Consider the following 24393-nt stretch of genomic DNA (forward strand, 5'->3'; position numbering starts at 1 on the left):
GTTGTGAGTTGTGAGTTGTGAGTTGTGAGTTGTGAGTTGTGAGTTGTGAGTTGTGAGTTGTGAGTTGTGAGTTGTGAGTTGTGAGTTGTGAGTTGGATTATGTTAAATAGTTAAAACAATCTTCGTCAAAGCAGCTTTCCATAATGACTAATGACTAATGACTAATGACTAATGACTAATGACTAATAACTAATGACTAATGATTGTAATATGTATGTTACAAAGAATTCAAAATTTGCTGGGTTTAGCTATAAAAAATATTGATAAATCCCATTTATCTTGAAAATTGCGTAAAACTACGTATGCATTTTCAGTGAAAACACCGTGTGTTTTTTAAATGTCAAGCCGTATCTTTGATGTAACATTTATTTAATACCTAAGTCCCGAATTTAATCTGCCTATCGCTATGAAACTTTTTTACCATTTTTTATTCTTCGTGATAGCATCACTCGTACTATTGGCATGTGCCAGTGTTTTTGCATCCGATCCTCAGGTTCAATCGCAAACAGATGAATTTACATCGCCGGAGCCCGACGATGACAGCCCTGTGCATGATTCAACAATAGCTGCCGACCAAACCGGCCTGTTTGTGCTTACAGGCTTAAAGGATAACACACAGTCATATCTTTTTTACGCGGTTAATGGCAAACAAAAACAGGTCTATAAAAAGTACTCATACCTGGACAATTTTCAAGTAGTATTCAATCAATTTAGCCTGCCCCAAAAATTCAAATAGTTCGATTCAGTTAATTTTTTAGTTTAATTTAGTTAGGGAAACAGTTGCAAGCAGCCGGTATAGCAATGTACCGGCTGTCTTGTTTTTGCAAGTTGCCGGGCAGCTCTTAGTATTTAAAATGCCCAAATGTAAAAAATATGCTTAACACGGGAATGGCGAGTAAAAAGTAGGCTTTGGCTAATTGCACATTATCGGCATTGCCAGTTATAAATACTTTGTACATGTCGGTTTTTATGGTTTCTATTCTTGCTTTCATAACTCAAAAAATTAAAGTCGCGGTAAATGTGGACTGTTGTAATTTTGACAGAAAGCGCTACGCAGGGTTTAATGATGTACAAAATTATCCTTGCTCATTTCGGGATGGTAATGTAACCCCGGAGTAAGCCAGTGGAGCAGTATCACCCTTGAATACCTGAAATTAAACGGCGATAATACTACAGCCACACTTAATATAATGGCACAATACAGCCAGGGGTTACTGCTGCCGGTTAAAACACTAATGGCCACGGCAAGGGTAACCATTTCGGCAACGTTTAGGGCATAGCTCACAAACATAGCCACATAAAAATACCCGGGTTCCCGTTCATAAACAAGGCCGCAGTGCGTGCAGGTTTTGTTCATCACCTGACCCTTAAAGCCATACATACCGTTGGCAAACAAGTCGCCACGGCGGCAACGGGGGCATTTTGCATGTACTATGGCGGGCCAGGCTGCTAATTTATATTGGGTAGTTTCCATAATGTTATCCAGTTTAAGATGTTAATATTTGTTTGCGAAATTCTTCGGGGGTAACGCCTTCTGTTTTTTTGAAAAATTTAGTAAAGTAGGAATTGTCGCTAAAATTCAACCTGAATGAAATGTCGCTTATGCTCAACTGCGGATTGGTAAGCAAGCGCTTAGCCTCCAGCAAAGTGCGGTTGCGGATCAGTTCGCCGGCCGATAAACCCAATAAGTCCTTACAAACGGCATTAAGGTGGTTTGGGGTGATGTACAGCAGTTCGGCATAATCTTTTGGCAGCTTAATATCGGCGTAATGCTGTTCAATTAATTTTTGATAATTTTTAAGCAATGTTTGGTTGTAGGTTAGTTTACCGGCAGTAACCGGGTTATTATTAAGCCTGTTTACAAGGATAAAAATTTGTAACATCAGCAAACGCACCATATCGCTGCCAGATGGTGCAGGGCTGCTTATTTCATTGATGATGCGCTCAAACAGTTCTTTTACAGTGGCAAAGCTATTGGCGGGTAAATTAACAACGGCATCGTTTAAATTGCCGTTAAAAAACGAAAAACCATCCAGGTATCCCGGTTGTAATAAAAACGACTGGATAAAAGCTTCCGAAAAATTAATGATATAACCATCTGTAAACCCCTCAAAATGCCAGGAGTGCACCTGCCCCGGAACCATGAAATATATTTGGCCTGGCTTTACGTCAAAGCGTTCAAAATCGATGCTGTGCGTACCTGCACCATGGGTAAATAGTACCAGGTGATAAAACGAGTGCCTATGCGGAAAAAACAGACTTTTATGACTATCAAGATACGGCGCAAACCGGCTTACCAGCAGATCGTCCTGCCGAACGTCGGACAGGGAACAAATATCATAAATAGGAATGCTTTGTATCATAATTCAAAGCTACACACAATACCACCGCTTTAATGGTACTGTACATAGTTTGAATGGTACTATTTACTGATTTTTTTATTTTGATCTATTAAGCTTTAGTCCATTTCTGAATCACATTCTCCAACCGCTCAAAGGTAAAAGGCTTGCTTACAAAATCTTTCATGCCAGCCATGGTACATTCATTTTCATCCTCGCTTAAAACATTGGCCGTCATGGCAATGATAGGCGGCGCATGTTTGCCCTGCTTTTTTATAATGGTACGTGTAGCCTGTAACCCGTCCATTTCAGGCATCTGTACATCCATAAATATGAGATCGTAATGCTGCTTGTCGCTCATCAGGATTGCTTCCCGGCCATTTTCGGCAATATCTATACTATAACCAACCTTTTTGAAAATTTTGCTTGCAATCAGCTGGTTCATTTTATTGTCTTCGGCCAGGAGAATTTTTAGCGGGCGGTATTGGAATACTTCTTTGTTATCTGTTTTTACGTCGGCCGGTAATTCGCCATTGGCAACCCTTAAAGGCAAATTAAAAATAAATAACGACCCTTCGGCCTCCTTGCTGATGGCCCATATTTTGCCACCCATCAGTTCGACCAGTTTTTTACAGATGGACAGACCAAGGCCGGTGCCGCCATATTTGCGCAACGCCGTTGTATTTACCTGGGTAAATGGCTTAAATAATTGCGTTAATGATTCCTGGCTGATGCCAATGCCATCATCCTTTACGCGGAAGCTGAGGTCTTGTACCCCATCTTTTATTTGGGATCCTTTTACGGTTACCGTAACGGCGCCTTCATCGGTAAATTTAATGGCATTGCCTATCAGGTTTACCAAAATTTGTTGCAGGCGGCCTTCGTCAACCTTAACAAATTGCGATACATTATCATCTACATGGTAGCTCAGGTTGATGGGTTTGCGCAGGTTGGTAATGCCGGGCTGGCTGATATCGATAATAGTTTTAACGCAATGCCTGATGTTGGTAGTAACCGGGGTAATGGTTAGCTTATCGGCCTCTATTTTGGAGATATCTAAAATATCGCTGATGATATTGATGAGGATGTGACCGCTTGATTGCAGGGTTTGCAATAGCTCATGCTGCTCTGGTGTAAGCGCCGATCGTGATAGTAATTGCGAAGCACCGATTATGCCGTTTAATGGCGTCCGTATTTCATGGCTCATATTGGCCAAAAAGTTTGATTTGGCAAAGGTGGCGGCTTCGGCTTCTTCTTTTGACAACCTGAGTTCAATTTGCGATTGTTGCAGTTGCTCGCTTTTTTTAATTAAATCCCGTTTATCGCTTTCGTGGCTTTTTTTAATAAAGCCTATTAATAGACCAACTACTATTATATTAATAACGGCAGATGCTATCAAGTCAAATTCGGCAGATGCTTTGTTGGCGGCACCTGTTACCCATTCGGGATGTATTTTTTCTAACTGATAACAGGTAACAAATACAACACACAACAAAGCGATGAAGATATAGTGGTAACGTTGTTTTATTAATAACGTTATCAATACAATTAAAAAGATGCCTATCTGGGTGGTTGATCCGCTGATACCCCCGTTGTAAAACCAACCGGGGAATATAGCGACAATACCAAAGCCAATAAAAATATAGACTTTTTTTTCACTATAGTGTACAAAACGGCTTTGATAATATGCAAATGCAGAAAAGATTAGTAAAAAAAGATTAGCCAATATCAGCCCCCAGCTAAATCCCAAAAAAACATTAATAATAATGGATATGACGTTATCAAGACAAATGAATAAGGCTATGGCATTAAAAAGTTTATTCTCGAGCGATAAAGCTGGATCGCCATAACCAATAATTTGTTTCAGCTTTTCCATTTAAAATAAATAATTAATTATAAGGAATTTATACGTGATAAAGTGTCAAAAAGATAGGTTAAATAAGCGATTTTTTTTGAATAAAAAATAATTAGTAGTGAGTAGTGAGTAGTGAGTAGTGAGGTAAATTTGACCAACAAGGTAGGCAATTCTGGAAATTCTTTAATTCGGTTAATTCAGATTCAGACAAATTTGCGTTAGGATCGGCGCGGATACCGGCCAATGGCGTAACGTAGGATTAGTATCAAGTAATGAGTATCAAGTATCAAGGCTGGAGTTGTGAGTTTACGCTGTTAAATTGGACATTACGGGTAGCTGCTTGTGAGGACACAAGCAGTGGAAAAAAGCAAAAAAAATCTTGATACCTGATACTAACTACTTGATACTATTTTAAAATGCTATCCGTCACCTTCGCAATATCGTAGCTTATTTTATTGATAAAACCCAGTTGCTCTTTTAGTAGGTTTTCGTCGGCAGTAAGTTCGGGTTTGTCAATTTCGGTGGTCGGCGCGGTTTTACCTATGTTAAAATCGATGCTTTGGCCATGCAGTTTTTTGTTGCTTTCGTTAAGTACTGATATGTTTTTTTTGAGCAACCGCAGTGCCTCGGGGTGCGGTCGTTGCGCATTTTTTACCAGGCCCGCTTGTATAACGGCTATGTACGATGATAAAATATGGTTAAGTACCACAAATTTGTGCACCTCTTTTACGTTACGCTGCTTGCTTTTGGGCTCGGATGTCATGCGCTCAAAAGTAGCCGATAAGTTGGCCGATTTTACATAGATATCCTTACGGGCCAGCTTGAAAGCGGTAGTTCCTATGGTTTTGCCCGATAAACTTTCGGCAATGGTAATCAGGTATTTAATATTGGCCGCTACCACATCCCGCAGGGTTTCTTCAATTACCTCAAATTCCCAGGTTGGAAAAATGAGGTAACTGGCAATAAATGCGATAGATGAGCCTATCACGGTATCCAGGATTCGTTCCTGGGCAACATTTAAAAGGCCTACGCCTAAAAACTTAAACAAAATAAGCACATAAGGCGTCATGAAAATAACGCTGACTACATAGTTTAGCCGCTGAAAGCTGTATGCGCCTATCATGAATATGGTAAGCAATATAAACTGAACGGTGCTATCGGGTATAAAGTTCAAGATGAGTATGCCAATTGCGCCGCCGCCGATAGTGCCTATCAGCCTTTGGTAATTGCGCTGTTTGGATAGGCTGAAACCCGGTTTTAATATTACAATGATAGTTAGTAATACCCAATAACTATGGTGGCCCTGTGCTATGGTTTTGGCTGTTATAAAGCCAACCAAACAAACCAGCGATACCCGCAACGCGTGTTTAAAAACGCCCGACCCGAATGTGAAATTATCAAAGAAAATATGTGGTGCATAATCCTGGTGGGTTACAAACTGGGAGTACTCTACTTCACCCTTTATTTCTGTGGATTTTAATAAGGTTTTTGAATTATAGTAGTTGTAAATGTTGTTAATACTTTCGGTAAGGTTACGCAGGTTGATGAGCACCTTTTTTAACACCAATGTGCTTGTTTCCTGCTGATCTTTACCTATGGCGTCTATTTTTAATTTTAGCTTTTCAAGCTCCAGGTTAAAATCCATCACATGGCGGTGGCGGGTGTTTGATAATACAATATAGGCCACATCGTCAAGTTCGTCGGCCATGTGGTGAATAATGCGTGCTATCTCGTTCAATACGCCGGTATCCTTAAACTTTTCGCGCATCTGGTAATAGTCATAGTGCGTGGCCATAATCTGCTCAAACATATCTACCAGGTCAACAAATGTTAAAACCAGGATCCGGCTTGATGGGGTCGATTCCCTTACCACCAGGCGGCTTTTAAATAACAATTCGCGCACGGCATCCTGGTGCTGGCTTACCTGTATCTGTTGGCTTACCAACTTGCGGTAATTTTCGTCAATATCGCTTTCAGGATTGTAAAATTCGGCTTTAATGCGCAGGAATTTGGCAATATCGGCCACATTTTCGCCAAGGGTTTGCTGTGCAGCCCGGTAAGGCCGGATGCCGAAGAAGATGAGGCTAAATAACATGTACCATACTCCCCCTGCCAGTATTTGCAGGCAGTACAGCAATACATCTGACGGGGCCAGGGCCTTATCCATCATAAATATCATGATGAGCAAGCTGCATGTACCAACAGACGCAGCCCTGTTGCCATAAACCGTAAACATGCTGAACAGGAAAGAGAATAAAGTAATTTCGAGCCCCAGGGTGTAAATATTAAGGCGTGCAAAACCCGTGGTAACTGCTACAATGAGCAGGCACAAATTGCCAATTGCCATGGCATTGCGCTTGTGGGTTGCCGGGCCGGGGGTATCAATAACACAAATGCATAACGCCCCTAATGATAGGGTAAGCCCAAGATCAAATTTGTCAAACTCCAATAACAAAAGCGAGGGCAGCAGGATGCCAGCCGAGATCCGTAAACCATCAGAAAAATACTGACTGTAAAAGAAACTGTTGATTTCGCGGGTGTTAAATTTCATTATTTTTTGTCCGTTTTTACCGGCAATAAAGCTACGATGAATACTTTTATGATTGGTTTTTTGTTGAAACTGATATTATGTTTTCATTTACGCTTTTTTTGCACCCAAAATGCACTGTAAATTTACAATAATTAAATATTTTGACATGGTTTTAGTAAATATGGCATTAATATTAGTTTTTTGTTAGTAATTATCTATTTTTTGCCAAAAATGAATTAAATTCACCGCCGGTATTGTGGCTCGCCCTTTACCCATCAATTTTAACCTTCAATTTATTTGTGCTATGTCGTTAAATTCAAAACTCAGTCAAAGGGAAACAACTTTTAACAGCGAAGTTGTAACCCGTTTTGAGTTGTATAACAGTTTGTTCCAAACCCTGCCGTTTTACCAGGTAAAGGATACCGGAATTTTACTGCCCTTTTTTAGCTCGCATTGCGAAAAGGGCGCCGCCATGAACGCATCGCCTACAGAAATTATCGAAAGTTTTTTTAAAAAATATGTACCGGATATTGACCATCGCGAGCAAATTAACCGCATGTTCCGTTTTATACAATATATCGAACGGCAGGTGGTTTTGTTTGACGCCATTGAAGATTCATCATTTAATAAAATAGGCAAATTTGATGATACCGGTACACTGCAAAGCCTTTTACAACAAGCGGCCATAAGCGATGAAACGCGCAAAAGCATAAGCGAGAAACTTAAAGATTTTTCGTTAAGGCTGGTACTTACCGCCCACCCAACCCAATTTTATCCGGGTACTGTACTGGGTATTATGACAGACCTTATTGAGGCCGTAAAAGTTAACGATATCCCCACTATTGATGTGTTGCTGCAGCAGTTGGGCAAAACACCATTCTTTAATAAAACATCGCCAACGCCGGTTGATGAAGCCATAAGCCTTACCTGGTTTTTAGAAAACATATTTTATTATGCCGTATCGGGCATCCAATCAAAACTGGAAGAAGAATTTGAGATTGACCCAACCAACCAATTGCTGGAGATGGGCTTTTGGCCGGGCGGCGACAGGGATGGCAACCCCAACGTAACTACCGAAAGCACAAAAGAAGTAGCCAGGTATTTAAGGCAGCGCCTGTTCAGGTGTTACTACCGCGATTACCGGGTGCTTAAACGCCGCATAACTTTCCGTGGGGTTGAAAAACCGATGGCCAAGCTGGAAAAACTGATTTACAGGAATGCCAATGAACACCAGGCCGACCCAAAAGACCTGCAGGGCGAGCTGTTAGATTTGCTGCAAACCATTAAGCACACCCTGGTAACCGACCACGGCGGGCTGTTTTTAGATGTTGTAGAAAACCTGATTCAAAAGATACGCTTGTTTGGCTGCTATTTTGCTACCATCGATATCAGGCAGGATAGCCGTGTGCTGCGCAATGTATTTGATTTTGTAACCTCGCAAGCCGATACCGGCGTTGTTGAAGGCTACACCGATTTGGACGAAAAAGAAAAGCTGAAAAAGCTGCCCTTTAAGGAGGTTGACTATCACCGTGCCGAAGATGCCGATGCCATGACCTGCGATACGCTGGACACCATCAGGCTCATAAAACAAATTCAGCATAGCAACGGGGAGAAGGCCTGCCAGCGTTTTATTATCAGTAACTGCCAGCGTGCATCTGATATTTTGCAGCTGATTGATTTGTTTTTATGGAGTGGATGGAAAAAAGATAGCCTGAAAGTTGACTTTATGCCGCTGTTTGAAACCGTGAACGATCTTGCTAATGCAGGCGAGATCATGGAGCAACTGTACACCCACCCATATTACGCTGAACATTTAAAATTACGGGGCAACAGGCAAACCATTATGCTCGGCTTCTCTGACGGGACTAAAGACGGCGGTTATTTAATGGCCAACTGGAGTATATATAAAGCGAAGGTTGAAATGACGGCCATTGCCCGTAAATATGGCATCAGCCTGGCATTTTTTGATGGCAGGGGAGGCCCGCCTGCACGTGGCGGCGGTAAAACACATCGTTTTTATGCCTCAATGGGCAACGACATTGCAAATGAGCACATTCAGCTTACCATACAGGGCCAAACAGTAAGCTCGCAATACGGCTCTGTTGAAACGGCAAGGTTTAATATGGAGCAACTGCTTAACGCCGGTATTATTTCTGCCTTGCATCCCGATCGTAAAGATTTGTTGGGTACCAGGCACAAAACATTGATATCGGAAATGGCCGACGAAAGCTACTCGCTTTTTATGGCGCTACGCGCACACCCGTTATTTTTAGAGTACCTTGAAAAATTCAGTCCGCTTAAATTACTGTCAAAAATCAATATCAGCAGCAGGCCAACCAAACGCGGCGGCGGCGGGCCTATGAAATTGGAAGATTTACGCGCCATTAGCTTTGTAACCTCCTGGAGCCAGCTTAAACAAAGTATCCCCGGTTTTTATGGGGTAGGTACTTCATTAAAAAAGATGAAAGATGATGGCAACTGGCACGAGGTGCAGGAGTTGTACAAAACATCGGGTTTCTTTAAAACCATGCTTGATAACTGTATGATGTCGATGTCGAAATCCGATTTCAGGGTTACGGCTTACCTGGAAAAAGACAAAAAATTTGGCGAATTCTGGAAAATGCTGAAGGAAGAGTTTGTGCTTACCCGCACCATGTTACTGGAGCTAACCGGCAGCACCGTACTAATGGAAGAATACCCGGTTGAACGTAAATCAATTGCCATCCGCGAAAAAATTGTATTGCCGTTGGTTATTATGCAGCATTACGCCTTGCAGTGCTTAAACAACTGCAAGGATGAAGAGCTGATAGAAATTTATCGCAAGCTGGTGATTAGGACGGTTTACGGTATAGTGAACGCGGGGAGGAATTTGGCGTAAGCCCCGGCCCCCTCTAAATCTCCCCCGGTAGGGGAGACTTGAAAACAAAACGGCGAGACTTCTTAAGGAAGTCCCGCCGTTTTGTTTTGTCTTAAGCCGCCTGCTAATAAAAGTCTCCCCTACCGGGGGAGATTTAGAGGGGGCTCGGCTCCATCCCTGTTGAAATAGCAAACCTGTTCCATGCGTTAATGGCGATGATAGCCAGGATTACCTGTGCTATATACGCTTCATCCAAAACCTTTGCGGCAGCTTCATAAGTGGCATCAGATACGTGGTGCTGTATCAGGGTTACCTCTTCGGTTAAGGCAAGGATGGCCCGCTCTTCTTCGGTAAAAAATGGTGTTTCGCGCCAGGCGTTCAGGGCGTAAATACGTTGCTCGGTTTCGCCGGCTTTGCGCGCGTCTTTGGTGTGCATATCTATACAAAACGCACAGCCATTGATTTGCGACGACCGGATCTTAATCAGTTCGCGGTGGGTTTTGCTTACAACGCCTTTGGCAACATATTGATCAAGGTTTAATAATATTTTGTAGGCTTCCGGGTCGGTTTTACCGATACTTACTCTTGTTTTCATTTTGTGTTGTATTGTTTTAATACCCCAAAGGTGGCGACAAATCAGGCCTCAAAAAATGAATCAAGATTAAGAAAATGAGGGATAGCTAAACTTTTTTCGCCCTTATTTTACTCATAAACTGTGGGGTAAAGCCCAGGTACGATGCCAGCATATATTGAGGCACGCGCTGCATAAATGCCGGGAAAAGGCTGCTGAAATGGCGGTAACGTTCTTCGTCGCTCATGCCATAAATATATTTAATGCGGGTTTGGGTTGCGCTAAAGGCGCGTTGGTATACTATCCTGAAATAGCGTTCCAGTTTGGGCACTGCCTCAAAAAGCTCCTCCTGTTTATTTTTGCTGATGCTGATGACTTCGGTATGCTCAACCGCCTGGATGTAGCAGGAAGATGCACGGCCGCTTTCCAGGCTGTCAAAATCAGTCATCCACCAGTTTTCAATGGCAAACAGTGTGGTTTGCTCATTTAGTTTTTTGTTGATGAAATACAGGCGAAGACAACCCTTACTTACAAAAAAAAGTTCTTTGCAAACAAGCTCCGGTTGCAGCAGGAATATTTTTTTCTTAACCGTTTTTACAGTTACTGCCGCATTGATCAACTGTTCCTCGTCCGCGGTAAGTTGAACGAACTTTTTAATATGGCTTGTAAGAGTAGATTGCACATACAATAATACAAGTATTGAGTGGGCTGTGCAAAAAGGGTTATTCCCCTTGGACGTGTCACGTTGTAAAATTCCGTAGGCCGCAAAGGGGGGGATGTCATTCGAAAAAAGACTGTCATTCTGAGGCACGAAGGATCTACTTACGAACTTTTCTATCGGTCATGCACGGCTGACAGATCCTTCGTTCCTCAGGATGGCAGTGGAGCGAGGCAGTACCTTTCCAAATATCCCTTTAGCGCCTTATCAAACATGTTACCCCAATCCTACAAAAGTCTTTCTTTTCAAGATTCTTCAATCCGGTTTTAATTATTTTTCCAGGTACTCTTTCAACGATGTGCCAGTAATATGTGTCCATCCGGCCACAAAGTTTTCGCGTTTGAATGACGGCAAACCCGGGAAAGTTTCCAGGCCTCCATGCGTAAGTTTAAGGCGGGTTCCGTCGCCATCGGGGAACAACTCCCATGTTACTTCCGAATAGCCCTCATAGCCGTCATACGTCCAGCTGTGGGTAAGCCTGCTGCCGTCAACCACCTCGGTAACTTTGCACTTGTGTAAAAACTCTGTGGTGCCGTCGCTGCCGGTAAATTCAAATTCAAAGCCTACTACGGGTTTAAAATCGGCCAGCTTAAAATACCATTCCGCCATTTTATTAACATCGGTAATAGCCGCCCAAACTTTGCTGATGGGAGCTTTGTAAATGCGCTCAATTACAAAAGGTTCTGTGTTCATAGCTTTTCAATTTTTTGTTTATATAGATGGTGTGTTTTGTTCGTTGGTTAAAAACGCGTCAAGGGCATCCAGTTTATTGGTCCAAAAACGGCGGTACTGTTCGGCCCAGTCGGTAACTTCTTTCAATTGCTTCAGGTCGGCCCTGCAATAGCGTTCGCGGCCTTGCTGCTTAATCACCAGTAAGCCGCATTCGGTCAATATTTTAATGTGTTTGGATACCGCGGGGCGACTCATGTCAAAGTTATCGGCCACGGCATTCAGGTTCATGCTTTGGTGGGCAATCAGGTTGATGATCTCGCGGCGGGTAGGATCGGCAATGGCTTTAAAAACGTCTCGGTGCATATGTTTAAAAATGACTATATGAAACCATTTGGTTACAAATATATATGAAACCAAATGGTTACGCAAAATTTGTTTTCATTTTTAGTTTGGGGTGGAAGTCTTTTGTCTTGGCAACGCTCGGAGCATTTGTTGAGGTTTTGTTTGAGTTTTTTAAGCCTTATAAACCCTAAATATGTTTATAATGTTTTGATATTTCTAATCAAGCAACTATCCATGTGTCATCGCACGGTGGCTACGACTCACCCCGGCTACGCTGCGCTGGCCGACCCTCTCTCCGGCTGCGCCGCAAAGAGGGTTTGGGAAATGTAAATTTAGGTAAATAGCACATTATTAAATAGTTAACTTTAAAACCCTCTTTCCGGCGAAGCCGAAGAGAGGGTGGTCGGGCGTAGCCTCGACCGGGTGAGTCGTAGCCAGCGTTCAGCGAATGTTTATGTAAATTTCAATACATGATGGTGGGTATCAAGCAATGAGGTTTTTTTTTTAAGAAGATTCGTGGTAAGCCGTGTTTTATCGCTTCGCGAACCACCGTTCGATAACCAAGGCATCTACGTTGTCATTAAAATCCGCATTACATTTATAACCTGGTTTGTAAATAATTTATATCCGGGGTGAGTATATATATCTTTTACGGTTGTCTGTACTTACAGCTGCCGATAGGGGAGATACTTCAGGGTGAATAACATTTTATTGCAATTGCTTTAAATACATTTTGCCACCTGTATCTGGCCATTATGCAGCTGTTAAAAGATTTGTAAAACACTGACATTTGCTTTGTTGATGCCTGTTGATTTGATGTAGGGCAGCCAATGTCTGTACGATATAATAACCAATTAATTAATTTTTTAAGCGGGTTTTAATTTCCGGTATGCTTATCTGAACCATAGGCCCCTGTTTTATTTCAGCGGTAACCTACCTGGCAGACGGCCGATTATACTGCTAATTGAAGTTTGCTGCCCATGCCTGTTATGCCTTTTTTACTGAAGCCTATTTAAAACCTATATTATGAAAGTACAACTACCAAAACTGTTTAAGCTAATTTTTTTGTGGGTGCTGCCGGTTATCATTGCCGCGCCAAAGCAGGCATGCGGGCAAACCTTTGTCCATCCCGGCATCCCCTTTACCAATTACGATTTGGCACAACTAAAAGCAAATATTGCTGTGGAGCCCTGGAAAACTGCTTATACTGCGTTTGCCGCGGATGCCAAATCGCAGTTAACATATGGCATGCAGGGGCCATTCGCCATTGTAGGCAGGGCGCCTGATATTAATAATACACCGTTCAAGAACGACATGCAGGCTGTTTTTAACCTGACATTTATGTATGTATTTACTGGCAACACGGCCTACGCGCAAAAAGCCACCGATATACTGAATGCCTGGGCGGTAACAAACACCAAGTGGACGGGCGACGAAACTTTCCTTGACCTGGGTGATTACGCCGAACGGTATGTTACTGCCGCGGATATCCTTAAATCTACCTACCCTGGATGGACGGCTGCAAACACCACAAATGTTAATAATTACTTTAACAACGTGCTTTGGCCGCAGGTGGATGTACCAAACCCGGTAAGGGGCGCAAACCAGGGCGCTATTCAGCTTAAGGCGGCGCTGGCCATAGCTGTTTTTTTGGACGATGCCACAAAATGGAACCAGGCTATAGCCGACCTGCGTAAAGATGCAGCCGGGGGATTATCCAACAGCCTGAGTAATGGCGAGGTAGGAGACAGCGGAAGGGACGAAGGGCACTGGGCAGGCCAGCTACAAGCCCTTGCGTGGAATGCGGAAGTAGCCTGGAAGCAGGGGATAGATTTATTTGGCGAATTGGATAACCGTTTGCTTACTGCAAGCGAACTATATTCGCAATACCAGGCAGAAACTACCGACATTCCTTACATTAAGTTTGGGGGCGCATACGCGTTTTGGGGAGGTGGCTTTGGTGGCCCCAGGGGTGCCAGGCGCAAAATGAATTTTTATAATATTATCCGGGGTGCCTATACTTTACGCAAAGGCCTGCCGGCACCCTATACCCTGAAACTCGATAGCCTGATAGGAGAAGGGGTTGAATCATTTTTGTTTCTTAAAACGGCCGATAATTCTACAGCAACAATACCCGCTCCAATTACCCACCCTACTTTTGCGGGCGTTGCAGGCCTTGCTGATATTGATGTAGGCAACGTGGGGTTGGCCGGAAGCGCAGGCAATAGCAACGGCACATGGACCATAAAAGGCGCCGGGGCCGATATACCGGTGCCACCGCTTACGGCTCCGGATGCTTTCCATTTTGCATTTAAACAAATAACCGGCGATGCAGCTATCATTACGCGGGTAACTGCCATAGATAATACCAGCCCCGATGCAAAGGCTGGGGTCATGTTCCGCGAGTCGCTTGCCGAAAATGCCAAATATGTGGGGTTGTTCATCAAAAAATCGGGCGAGGCGGATGCCTCCTGGCGTGGTGCCACGGCCTGGAATAAAACCAATGTATCATGGAATAATCCGCCGGCCGGCTACCAGAACCATGGCATTGCAGGTGCGCCTTACTGGCTGAAATTGGAACGGTTGGGCACCAGAATTTATGCATACCATGCAGAAGACGGTATAAACTGGACCTGTATCTCCACTGTAGAAACACCAATATCGGCCACAGCCTACGTTGGGTTATGTGTTACTTCGCACAACGCGTCAGCGTTAAACTCGTCCACCTTTACGGATGTTGGCATTACCAATACCATTCCTGCCGGGGCGCCGGTGATAACCAGTGCAAACGCAGATACAGCTACTGTAAATTTGCCCTATTCATTTACCATACTTACATCGCCTTCATCAACCTCATTCCAGGCCGATGGATTGCCGCCCGGGGTGTCAGTCAATCCGACAACAGGGGTTATTTCCGGTTCGCCAACTACGCCTGGTAAATATGTGGTAACGATGAAAGCAGCTAACGCTAACGGCACCGGATCCGATTTGCTGATAATTACCGTCAGGAACAACGTTGCACCCGCGGCGCCGGCATCGCTTGCACTTATTAAACAAAATGACAACAGCGTTAGCCTTTCATGGGTTGCATCGCCAAATACTACCAGCTATACCGTTAAGCGTTCGCTAACTTCGGGCGGGCCGTATTCTGTAATCGTATCAAATGTAGTATCAACTGCTTATACAGATGCCAATCCCTACCCGGGGCCTAACTATTATGTGGTTACTGCCAGCGCAGGTGCGTTGGAAAGTTCAAATTCTAACGAGGCGGGTATCCTGTTGCCTCCTTCCCTGGTTACGTCGTTAAGTGCCGCCAATCTTGATTCAAAAGTCAGCCTTAGCTGGCATACGGCCACCGGCGCGGCTACTTACACCATAAAACGTGCGGCAATCAGTGGCGGGCCGTATACAATAATAGCAAGCGGAGTGACAGATACTACTTATACAGATCAAAATTTAAGCAACGGCGGATACTATTATTATGTGGTTGCCTCGAAGGGATCGAGCCTCGAAAGTGGCAACTCGGCCGAGGTGCTTGGTGTGCCGGGAGCATCATCAAACAACTGGAGCGCAACAGCAGCCGACGCCAACTGGACAAACCCTGCCAACTGGGAAAGCACTACGGCGCCTGTTTCTCCAGCGCTTTTAACTTTTAATAATTCTTCAGTAACTGCGTTAAACAACGATATTAACGGCCTGGAAATACCCAGGCTGATATTTAACAGCAATGCGGCGGCATATACCTTTACCGGTAACGGTGTAACTGTGGGGAACGATATTTATAACTATTCGGCCAATGGGCAGGTTATTAATTTACCGGTGGTTATAACAAGGCCGGTTTCTGTTACCACTAATGCAGGAGCTTTAACCCTGGGCGGGGTGATAAGCGGCAGCGGCGGAATTGTAAAAAGCGGATCGGGCACGGTTGTGCTCAAAGGGCTAAACACCTATTCGGGAAATACCATTGTAAATGGCGGGGGATCCGGCGGGTGGCCGCCAAACTTTGCATTGCAGCTTGGAGGTACAGGAACTGGTACAATAGGAGCTCCGCTATCGGGAGCCGCCGGAACGGGTAAGATTATCCTGAACGGTGGGGCACTGATGAATAATGGCTTCGGCACTATCTTCAACGATGTAATTGTTAAAGATTCGGTAAAAAGTTATATGTATATTGATGGGGGAGGCCTTGCGCTTGCGGGCAGGCTGCTGGGTAAGGGAACCCTTGAACACGATGGTAATAACACTCAGGGTTTGCAATTAAACGGAGATAACACCGGTTTTGAAGGAACTTTCATTTCGATAAACAGAAGCTCCAACTCACGCATCCGTTTCAATACGCCTACATCCGGCAGCGCGAAAGCCAGCTGGGTGTTAAACAGCGGTTTTACCGACGCCCATGGGTTTACCTTTACCGGTGTACTGCAGTTTGGTGCATTATCAGGAAACGGGCAAATGAGGAGGGACAACGGCAGCCCTGTTATCAGTATTGGCGCATTAAACAAAAACACAACCTTCGGCGGCATTATATCCGGCGCAATTGCCATTATTAAAGAGGGAACGGGCACTTTGCGCTTTACCGGCACTAATAATTATACCGGTGGTACAACTGTAAATGCGGGCGCCTTTCTTATCGATAGCGTTGGGCAGGTAACCAGCCCGGTATTGGTAAATGCCGGTACCATTGGTGGTATAGGCACTTGCGCCGCGGCGCTCACCGTAGGTTCGGGCAGCGGTGCAGGATCGTTTTTGTCGCCGGGTAGTAACGCCATTGGCACAATGACGGTGACAGGACTATTAACCATGAATGCTGATGCTACCCTGAAAGCCGAAATTAAAGTAGCAAAAGATAGTGCCGACCAGGTAAAAGCGGGCTCTGTTACGCTGAACGCTCCTTTATTATCCATTCAAAGCCTGTCGGCTGATTCAGTTCCCAGGGGGGCTATTTTTACTATTATAAACAATACCGGTACTGCTGCGGTATCCGGAACTTTTAAAAATCTGCCTGAATTGTCGATGGTCAACATTAATGGTACCAATTTTCGCATCAGTTACAAGGGCGGTACCGGCAATGATGTAATTTTAAGGGATAACCGAACAACACCACCGCTACTAACCAGCGCCGATTCGGCTAAGGCCATTGTAGGGTCTGCCTTCAGTTACCAGGTTACAGCAATAAATTCGCCCAAAAGCTTTAATGCAACCGGCTTGCCTCCCGGTTTAGCTATAAATACCGCTACAGGAATTATTTCAGGAACGCCGGTACAGGTTGGCACTTTCCCGGTATCGGTAAGTGCCTCTAATGATACTTTAACCGCTACCGCTATTATCACTTTTGTTATTAAAAGCAATGTTGTCGACGGGCTTAATGTGGCAAGCGGCGATAAAAAAACAATCCTTGAATGGGATGCCCTGAATGGTGCGGCTTATAATGTAAAACGTTCGGCCAGCCAGGCAGGACCATTTACGATATTAGCTAATGTAGCAACAAACAGGTTTGCAGATACTACTGTGGTTAACGGTACCACTTATTATTACGTAGTTTCGGCCGTTATCAATAATGCCGATAACCCTAACAGCGCCGTAGCCGTTGCTACCCCAAATATTGGCCAGGTACATTATTACAGGTTTAATGAAGCCGGCGGAACCCAAATACTCGATTCCTGGAGCGCTGTGCATGGCAGTATGGCAACTGCGGCAGTAAGACAGGCCGGTTATATTGATCAGTCGCTTTATTTAAATGGCACGTCAACCGCCTACGCTACACTGCCTGCAGGGTTTGTAAACACCCTGAACAACTTTACTATAGCGGCATGGGTAAAAATGGATGCCCTTTCAAACTGGATGCGGGTATTTGACTTTGGCTCAAGCACCACTAATTATATGTTTTTAACCGTGCAAACAGGCGTTACCGGTGGCAAATCAATTGTAGGGTACGGTATAAAAAACGGCACGCCGGCCGAATTGAACCTGAGGTATAACTATACTTTCCCGTTAAATACCTGGACACACCTTGCCATTACGCAATCCGGCAACACGCTTAACATGTTCATTAACGGCGCGCTTGTGGCAACCAGTACCACCATCACCATCAAACCCGCCGACCTGGGCAATACTACCCAGAACTATCTGGGCAAATCGCAGTTTAACGACCCGATGTTTAAAGGGGCCATTGACGATTTCAGGATTTACGGCCGCGCATTAAGCACAGCCGAAATAGCCGGTTTAACCGGAAAAGACCAGGCTATTACCTTTGCCGCAATACCTGCCAAATTTGTTGGCGATGCGGATTTTGACCCTGCCGCCACGGCTTCTTCCGGTCTGCCGGTTTCGTATGCCAGTTCTGATACTTCGGTAGTTTCGGTAGTTAACGGAAAGTTACATATCATTAAGGCCGATACAGTCAGCATAACGGCTTCGCAGGCTGGTTTTGATCTTTTTCGTCCGGCGGTACCGGTTTCCCAAACGTTAATCGTCAGTAAAAAAACGCAGCAAATCACTTTTAATCCAATCAGTGTTAAGCGCCTTGGCGATGCTGATTTTACCATAACAGCATCCTCCACCTCTTCGCTTCCGGTTACTTTTATCAGCTCAAATCCTGGGGTGGCTGCTGTTAACAATGGGCTTGTACACCTTGTGGGGCCTGGTACTGTTACCATTACCGCCGTGCAGCAGGGCAATTTTCAGTATGATTCGGCCGCGGTAAGTCAGCAGTTTAGGATATTGCCTGTTCAATTAAAAGTATTGTATAAAGATGGCGACAACGGGCAACTAACAAATAACACTATCAAGCCTTATTTGATGATAGCCAGCACAGATAGCATTGGGGTAGCTTACAGCGAGCTGACCGCCCGCTACTGGATAACCGCCGAAAATTACGCGGGAATAAATTTCTACGTGGATTACGCGCAAATGGGCAACAGCAAAATTAAAGGCAGGTACGTTCCGCTTACCCAGCCAAGGAATAACGCTTTTGGGTATATTGAATATTCGTTTGATAACGGTACGGCTATGCTTGCACCGCAAACCAATACCGGGGAAATCCAAACGCGGGTGGCCAATTCAGATTGGTCGTTATTTGATGAAAGTAATGATTATTCATATCAGCCGGGCACAGCTTATGCCGAGAATAGCAAGTTTACCCTGTACCGAAACAATGTTTTAATTTGGGGTACCGAACCTTCGCTTATTCAGCCTTCAACAGCCGTTACCGCTTTTACACAAAGCATAGCAGCAGGCAGCAGCACCATAAGTACTTACCTGAGGATTGATAATACCGGCAATACGGCCTTAAGCTACAAGGATATAAAGGTCCGCTATTTCTTTACAAAGGATTCTAACGCCGGCCTTAACTATTTTATAGATTATGCTAAACTGGGCACCACAAAGATCAGCGGACAGTTTTATGGCCTCAGCCCGTCCTATAGCACCGCCGATTCGGAATTGGAACTGAAGATAGACTCGACGGCGGGGCAGTTGTACCCGCTCACCAGTTCGGGAAATATCCAGTACCGGATAGCAAAGGCAGATTGGTCGGCGCTTAACCAGGCTAATGATTACTCGTACCAAACAGGCGCAATGAGCGCCAACAACCACGTTTGCGTTTACTATAAAGGCAGCCTGATATATGGAACCGAGCCGGGCAGTTACCAGCCGACATCATTTGCCCTGAGTTTGGGCGGGAATAATGCTATGGAATTCCAAAAGCCGGTTACGGAGAATCCCGGTTTTGTGACGTATCCAAATCCGGTAGTAAACGGACATTTCACCGTACGTACAACGCCAATTATTCCGGATGGTGATGTGCAGCTTACCATCACCGATTTTTATGGTAAGGTGGTATACAGAAAATCTGCAACAAAATCCGGGAACCTATTGCCGGTACAATTGAATACAAACATACCTTCAGGTAATTATATCTTGCAACTAAATAACCAGTATGCCGTAAAAATCATTATCAACTGATTTTGATAATGACTACTGGCGATTTATGCGGTGTTACATGAAAATAAGGTATTAACCCGGATGGGGTGCATGTTTGCGCCCCATTTTTGCTTTAAGACAGATAACGGGCAGGTAAAATAAGTGTTAAAAAAACAATCATTTATTAGAGGTAAAAATTTTAATAATTGCTAAATTAGTACACCATTAATAAATCGCCTTAAACAGGTAAATTCTGTCGCTAAAAATAGCACCATAGCCTGCAGCATTTTATGAAGAAATTGCTTTTTATAACCGCGTTTTTACTGTTAAAGTATAATGCAGATTCGGCCCCGCTTCCCATGTCGTACCTGGGGATTGAGCAGGGCCTGTCAAACAATACCGTAACCACCATTTTTAAAGATAAATTTGGGTTTATGTGGTTTGGTACCCTCGACGGCCTTAACAGGTTTGACGGCTATACCTTTAAAAAATTCAGGAACAAAATAAATGACCCGGCAAGTTTGCCGGAAAACACCATCACCGCCCTGGAGCAGGACCAGCTGGACCAGATTTGGGTTGGCACCCGCCTGGGTATCGGTATCCTGGATAGTAAAACGCTTCGTTTTTCGCGGATAACCTACAAATCCGGCCCGGCGGGCACTTTGGCACCCATGCCGGTTGATAAAGTGATTAACGTGTTGAAAAAGGATTTGTCGGGCAATATGATGATCGGGGCCACAGATGCCGGTTTAATGATCTATTATGAAAATGCGGCTTTTGCTGTTGAGGTACCCTTGTTAAATGCCGAAAAAAAACAGCAATGGAAATACACTGTAACCGCGCTTGCAATCCTTAACGACCACAGTATTTGGCTGGTTGTTGATAATATTGGTTTATGCAGGTTTTTACCCGGCAAAAATATCGTGGCGCCGGTTAGCGGCCCGCTTCCGCTGGCTAACCGCATGAAGCAAGGCCCTGATGGTAACCTTTGGATAAGCACAAACGGGGGTATGTTTTCTTTTAATACTGCAACCAGCCAGCTTAAGCACCAGGTTTTTGGTAACAAGGCGCTTGATAATATCAAAGTATTTGATTTTTACTTTGATAAATCTAAAAGCCTATGGCTGGCAACTGATGGTTTGGGTGTGGGCACTGTAAACGTATTTGGCGGGGGCCAGTGCACCCTTATCCAGCAGCAGGATGCCGGCACGCTTTCAAGTAACTCGGTTTATTCCCTTTACGAGGATAACCAAAGCCGTAAATGGATTGGCACGTTAAGGGGAGGGATTAGTGTTATCGACCCAAAGAAAAACCAGTTCATAACCGTTGTTCATCAGCCTTATAATAAAAACAGCCTGGTATCTAATTTTACATTTTCGTTTGGTGAGGATGCAGGCCATAACATCTGGATTGGCACAGATGGTTCGGGTATTAGTGTATGGAACAGGGGTAAAAATACATTCACTACCTTCCAGCACGATGATAATAATCCGAGATCGCTAAGCAGTAACCGGGTTTCATCAATTATTAAAGATAAACAAAACCAGGTATGGGTAGCCACATTTGGGGGCGGGGTTGATATTTATGATCCGGGCGCTCATTTGTTTAAAAACGTACCGTTTCAAAAAAGTGCGAACAGCAGGAAATCCGTTTGGAAAATTTACCAGGATGCCGGCGACAAAATTTGGGCTACGCTTTTAAGGGGCGAAAAAGGAGGGGTTGAGCGCGAAAGGCTTTTTTATTTTGATAAGGCAGCCGGAGAATTTGTTTCGGCAGGTTTTGATGTTAAAGACGACGTGCTGTCGATGACCGATGACGGTGAGGGCAATTTGTGGCTGGGCAGTTTTAAAAACCTGGTGCGGGTTAATAAACAAACCGGACAGTCGGTGGTAATACAGTCAAATATTGCAGTACGCAGTTTGCTTGTTGCCCATGGCACCTTATTTATTGGTACCCACGGCAAAGGTTTAATGACATATGAACTGGCTACCGGGAAAATAGCCTTTTATAATGAAAACAACGGGCTGCCCAACAACACGATATTAAACATCGAAAACGATGCAAAGGGAAATATATGGATGAGCACCTTCAACGGCTTATCAAAATTAAAGCTCGCGACAAAAAAATTCGAAAATTACTTTGGGTCAGACGGGCTGCAATCCAGCCAGTTTTATTTTAATGCATCCGGAAAATTGGCGTCGGGCGAGTTGCTTTTTGGCGGGATAAAAGGGTTTAATATTTTTCACCCGGATAGCATCAGGCGTTTTTACAACTTTCCGGATTTGCTGATAACGCAGGTTAATATTGAAAATGAAAACGTTAACGCCAATAATGCCTATATAAAAAACGCGGTTAATATTTACGATATCGATAAAATACAGTTACCGTATGATAAAGCCGTACTTTCTATGGAGTATGTGGCCCTGGAGTATTCGCTTCCCGAAAAAATACAGTATGCCTATTACCTGCAAGGCTGGGATAAAAGTTGGAACTACGTTAATAACGCGCGGGTTTTAAATTATTCAAGATTAAGCGAAGGCAATTACACCCTGCATATTAAAGCCACCAACGGCTATGGGGTATGGAATACAAAAGAAAAAATAGTATCCATTACCGTACTGCCGCCATGGTTCAGGAGCTGGTGGGCTTATTTGCTTTATATGGGTATGATATCTGCATCGGTTTACGGGTACATTTATTACCACAAAAAGGAAAACCAGCTGCACTATGAAGTTAAACTGGCCAACCTGAAGGTAGAACAGGAAAAGGAGCTTAATGAAAAGAAGATAGCTTTTTTTACCAATATTTCGCACGAATTCCGCACCCCGCTCACACTTATTGCCAACCCGATAAAGGAATTACTACAAAATAACGGCAAAAACATCGACCTGATAGACCTGAGTTCGGTATACCGGAATGCCAGGAGACTACTGGGCCTTGTGGACAGGTTGCTGCTTTTCCGGTCGACAGATAATGAACTAACCGAATTGAAAAAAGAATGGGTAAGCCTGTCGGACATTGCCCGCGAAGTATTCTCTTGCTTTAATAACCAGGCTAAGGCAAAACATATTGATTATCAATTGCATATAGACCAGGAGATACTGGCCTGCATTGACAGGGAAAAAATTGAGATTGTGTTATTTAACTTACTTTCCAACGCCCTGAAATTCACGCCCGATCATGGTAACGTGGCCATGTATATCCGGGAGGTAAATGATAAGGTTGAAATAGAGGTACGTGACAGCGGGCACGGAATTTCTGCAGAAACAGGCGACCGCCTTTTTGAAAAGTTTTACCGCGAGGAAGCAACGGACAGGGCCAACCAAAGCGGATTTGGTATCGGTTTATTCCTTGCCAAAAAATATGTTGATATTCATAACGGCCATTTATCATACACCAGCACGCCGGGGGATGGAACAGTTTTCAAAATTGAGTTGCCAGGGGCAGATGCGATAACAAAACCCCTCGAGGTGACTAAACCGGTTTTTCATTCATCGGCGTTTGAGATCCTGAACGAAGCCATCATAGATCATGAACCCGGACTGCTAAAAGAGCCGGAAAAACCCGATCATGTAAGCGAATTGATGGAAAGCATTGTAAAGGACAAGCCATCGGTACTGATTATTGATGATGACGGCGATATCCGCCAGTACCTTCGCAAGCTGCTTAAAGATTCCTACAACGTTTATGAAGCAAAAGATACTGTTGAGGGACTTGAGATTGTAATGCAGGCAGATCCTGACATCATTGTTTGTGATGTGGTAATCAAGGAATTCAGCGGGATTGAGTTTTGTTCAAAATTAAAAGATTCACCCTCGTTTAGCCATATCCCTGTAATCCTTTTAACCGGCAGCTCTTCGCCCGAAATAAAGTTAAAGGGGGTTGAATGCGGTGCTGATGATTATATCACCAAGCCCTTTGAAAACGACCTGCTGATAGCCCGTATTAAAAGTATTTTAAAAGGCAGGAATACACTTAAGCAGTTTTTCCTGAACGAAGTGACGCTGAAGAGTAACAACCTGAAAATTCCGGAGGAATACAGCTATTTTTTAACAAAGTGTATTTCTTTGATCGAAAAGCATTTGGATGATGAAAACTTTTCGGTGTCTGTGTTCACCAGGGAAATGGGAATGAGCAGGTCTAATTTGTTCCGGAAGGTAAAGGCGATATCTGGTTTAAATATTTCCGAATTTATCAGGCATATTAAGCTCAGGAAAGCTGCCGAACTGATGATCCAAAGCGATTTGCAGATTAAAGAGGTGGCCTACAAAATTGGTTTCCAGGATGTAAGGTATTTCAGGGAACAATTTTGCAAGCTTTTTGAAATGAATCCGTCAGATTTTATCCGCAAATACCGGAAAACCTTTGTTAAAAGTTACAACCTGGGCGCCGGAATGGCGCCCGAAAACACCAGGTAGGCTGGCAGGCGGCCCAATGTACAAAGCGCCTGTATTTCAATCTAACCCGGTTTAGGAACTGCTTCCTGGCCGGGTTTTTATTTAAAATGTTTTTTGCCGCGCCCGGTAAAACGGCGACAATCCCGCCAATTGCTTTAATTGGCGTTTTATAGCCCTTTTTGAGCTTAAATA

At 44.0% G+C, this 24393-nt stretch carries 13 protein-coding genes; 4 read left to right on the forward strand and 9 right to left on the reverse strand.

All coding sequences use genetic code 11. From position 1 onward, the window contains the following. Positions 1 to 406 precede the first annotated feature (406 nt). Entirely contained in the window at positions 407 to 736 is a 330-nt protein-coding gene (locus tag BMX56_RS13125; protein WP_090648089.1) for a hypothetical protein, read from the forward strand. A gap of 106 nt (positions 737 to 842) precedes the next feature. Here BMX56_RS13125 and BMX56_RS30160 read toward each other — a convergent pair whose 3' ends face one another. The 5 genes from BMX56_RS30160 to BMX56_RS13145 form a co-directional block, all read right to left on the reverse strand. Then, positions 843 to 992, reverse strand: coding sequence for a hypothetical protein (locus BMX56_RS30160; RefSeq protein ID WP_177183799.1), 150 nt, complete (start codon positions 990 to 992; stop codon positions 843 to 845). Between the two features lie 68 nt (positions 993 to 1060). After that, positions 1061 to 1474, reverse strand: coding sequence for a DUF983 domain-containing protein (locus tag BMX56_RS13130; protein ID WP_090648094.1), 414 nt, complete (start codon positions 1472 to 1474; stop codon positions 1061 to 1063). Positions 1475 to 1487: 13 nt separating this feature from the next. Beyond that, a complete protein-coding gene (locus tag BMX56_RS13135) occupies positions 1488 to 2363 on the reverse strand; it encodes an AraC family transcriptional regulator (RefSeq protein WP_090648101.1) in 876 nt (291 codons plus the stop codon). Positions 2364 to 2451: 88 nt separating this feature from the next. Next, on the reverse strand, positions 2452 to 4215 hold the full coding sequence (locus BMX56_RS13140) for an ATP-binding protein (protein ID WP_090648104.1): 1764 nt from the start codon (positions 4213 to 4215) through the stop codon (positions 2452 to 2454). Between the two features lie 385 nt (positions 4216 to 4600). Continuing rightward, a complete protein-coding gene (locus tag BMX56_RS13145) occupies positions 4601 to 6745 on the reverse strand; it encodes an FUSC family membrane protein (RefSeq protein ID WP_090648108.1) in 2145 nt (714 codons plus the stop codon). 283 nt (positions 6746 to 7028) lie between these two features. On the opposite strand from BMX56_RS13145, the gene BMX56_RS13150 reads away from it, so the two are divergent. Beyond that, positions 7029 to 9602, forward strand: a complete 2574-nt coding sequence (locus BMX56_RS13150; protein ID WP_090648111.1) for a phosphoenolpyruvate carboxylase — start codon at positions 7029 to 7031, stop codon at positions 9600 to 9602. A 133-nt stretch (positions 9603 to 9735) separates the two neighbouring features. On the opposite strand, the gene BMX56_RS13155 is transcribed toward BMX56_RS13150, so the two are convergent. From BMX56_RS13155 to BMX56_RS13170, 4 genes are all read right to left on the reverse strand, one after another. Then, complete coding sequence (locus BMX56_RS13155) at positions 9736 to 10176, reverse strand: carboxymuconolactone decarboxylase family protein (protein ID WP_090648116.1); 441 nt, start codon at positions 10174 to 10176, stop codon at positions 9736 to 9738. 85 nt (positions 10177 to 10261) lie between these two features. Beyond that, positions 10262 to 10834, reverse strand: coding sequence for a Crp/Fnr family transcriptional regulator (locus BMX56_RS13160; RefSeq protein ID WP_090649461.1), 573 nt, complete (start codon positions 10832 to 10834; stop codon positions 10262 to 10264). Positions 10835 to 11140: 306 nt separating this feature from the next. After that, entirely contained in the window at positions 11141 to 11563 is a 423-nt protein-coding gene (locus tag BMX56_RS13165; RefSeq protein ID WP_090648121.1) for an SRPBCC family protein, read from the reverse strand. A gap of 18 nt (positions 11564 to 11581) precedes the next feature. Beyond that, complete coding sequence (locus BMX56_RS13170) at positions 11582 to 11905, reverse strand: ArsR/SmtB family transcription factor (RefSeq protein WP_090648125.1); 324 nt, start codon at positions 11903 to 11905, stop codon at positions 11582 to 11584. A gap of 1005 nt (positions 11906 to 12910) precedes the next feature. Here BMX56_RS13170 and BMX56_RS13175 point away from each other — a divergent pair. Then, entirely contained in the window at positions 12911 to 19846 is a 6936-nt protein-coding gene (locus tag BMX56_RS13175; protein ID WP_090648129.1) for a cellulose binding domain-containing protein, read from the forward strand. A 248-nt stretch (positions 19847 to 20094) separates the two neighbouring features. Beyond that, positions 20095 to 24222, forward strand: a complete 4128-nt coding sequence (locus BMX56_RS13180; protein ID WP_090648133.1) for a two-component regulator propeller domain-containing protein — start codon at positions 20095 to 20097, stop codon at positions 24220 to 24222. Positions 24223 to 24393: the final 171 nt, after the last annotated feature.

Source organism: Mucilaginibacter sp. OK283, from assembly GCF_900110415.1.
Taxonomy (GTDB): Bacteria; Bacteroidota; Bacteroidia; order Sphingobacteriales; family Sphingobacteriaceae; genus Mucilaginibacter.

Bases quoted from the DNA above. Each gene is read 5' to 3' on its own strand.
- BMX56_RS13125 (WP_090648089.1), top strand. From the start codon at position 407: ATGAAACTTTTTTACCATTTTTTATTCTTCGTGATAGCATCACTCGTA.
- BMX56_RS30160 (WP_177183799.1), bottom strand. From the start codon at position 992: ATGAAAGCAAGAATAGAAACCATAAAAACCGACATGTACAAAGTATTT.
- BMX56_RS13130 (WP_090648094.1), bottom strand. From the start codon at position 1,474: ATGGAAACTACCCAATATAAATTAGCAGCCTGGCCCGCCATAGTACAT.
- BMX56_RS13135 (WP_090648101.1), bottom strand. From the start codon at position 2,363: ATGATACAAAGCATTCCTATTTATGATATTTGTTCCCTGTCCGACGTT.
- BMX56_RS13140 (WP_090648104.1), bottom strand. From the start codon at position 4,215: ATGGAAAAGCTGAAACAAATTATTGGTTATGGCGATCCAGCTTTATCG.
- BMX56_RS13145 (WP_090648108.1), bottom strand. From the start codon at position 6,745: ATGAAATTTAACACCCGCGAAATCAACAGTTTCTTTTACAGTCAGTAT.
- BMX56_RS13150 (WP_090648111.1), top strand. From the start codon at position 7,029: ATGTCGTTAAATTCAAAACTCAGTCAAAGGGAAACAACTTTTAACAGC.
- BMX56_RS13155 (WP_090648116.1), bottom strand. From the start codon at position 10,176: ATGAAAACAAGAGTAAGTATCGGTAAAACCGACCCGGAAGCCTACAAA.
- BMX56_RS13165 (WP_090648121.1), bottom strand. From the start codon at position 11,563: ATGAACACAGAACCTTTTGTAATTGAGCGCATTTACAAAGCTCCCATC.
- BMX56_RS13170 (WP_090648125.1), bottom strand. From the start codon at position 11,905: ATGCACCGAGACGTTTTTAAAGCCATTGCCGATCCTACCCGCCGCGAG.
- BMX56_RS13175 (WP_090648129.1), top strand. From the start codon at position 12,911: ATGAAAGTACAACTACCAAAACTGTTTAAGCTAATTTTTTTGTGGGTG.
- BMX56_RS13180 (WP_090648133.1), top strand. From the start codon at position 20,095: ATGAAGAAATTGCTTTTTATAACCGCGTTTTTACTGTTAAAGTATAAT.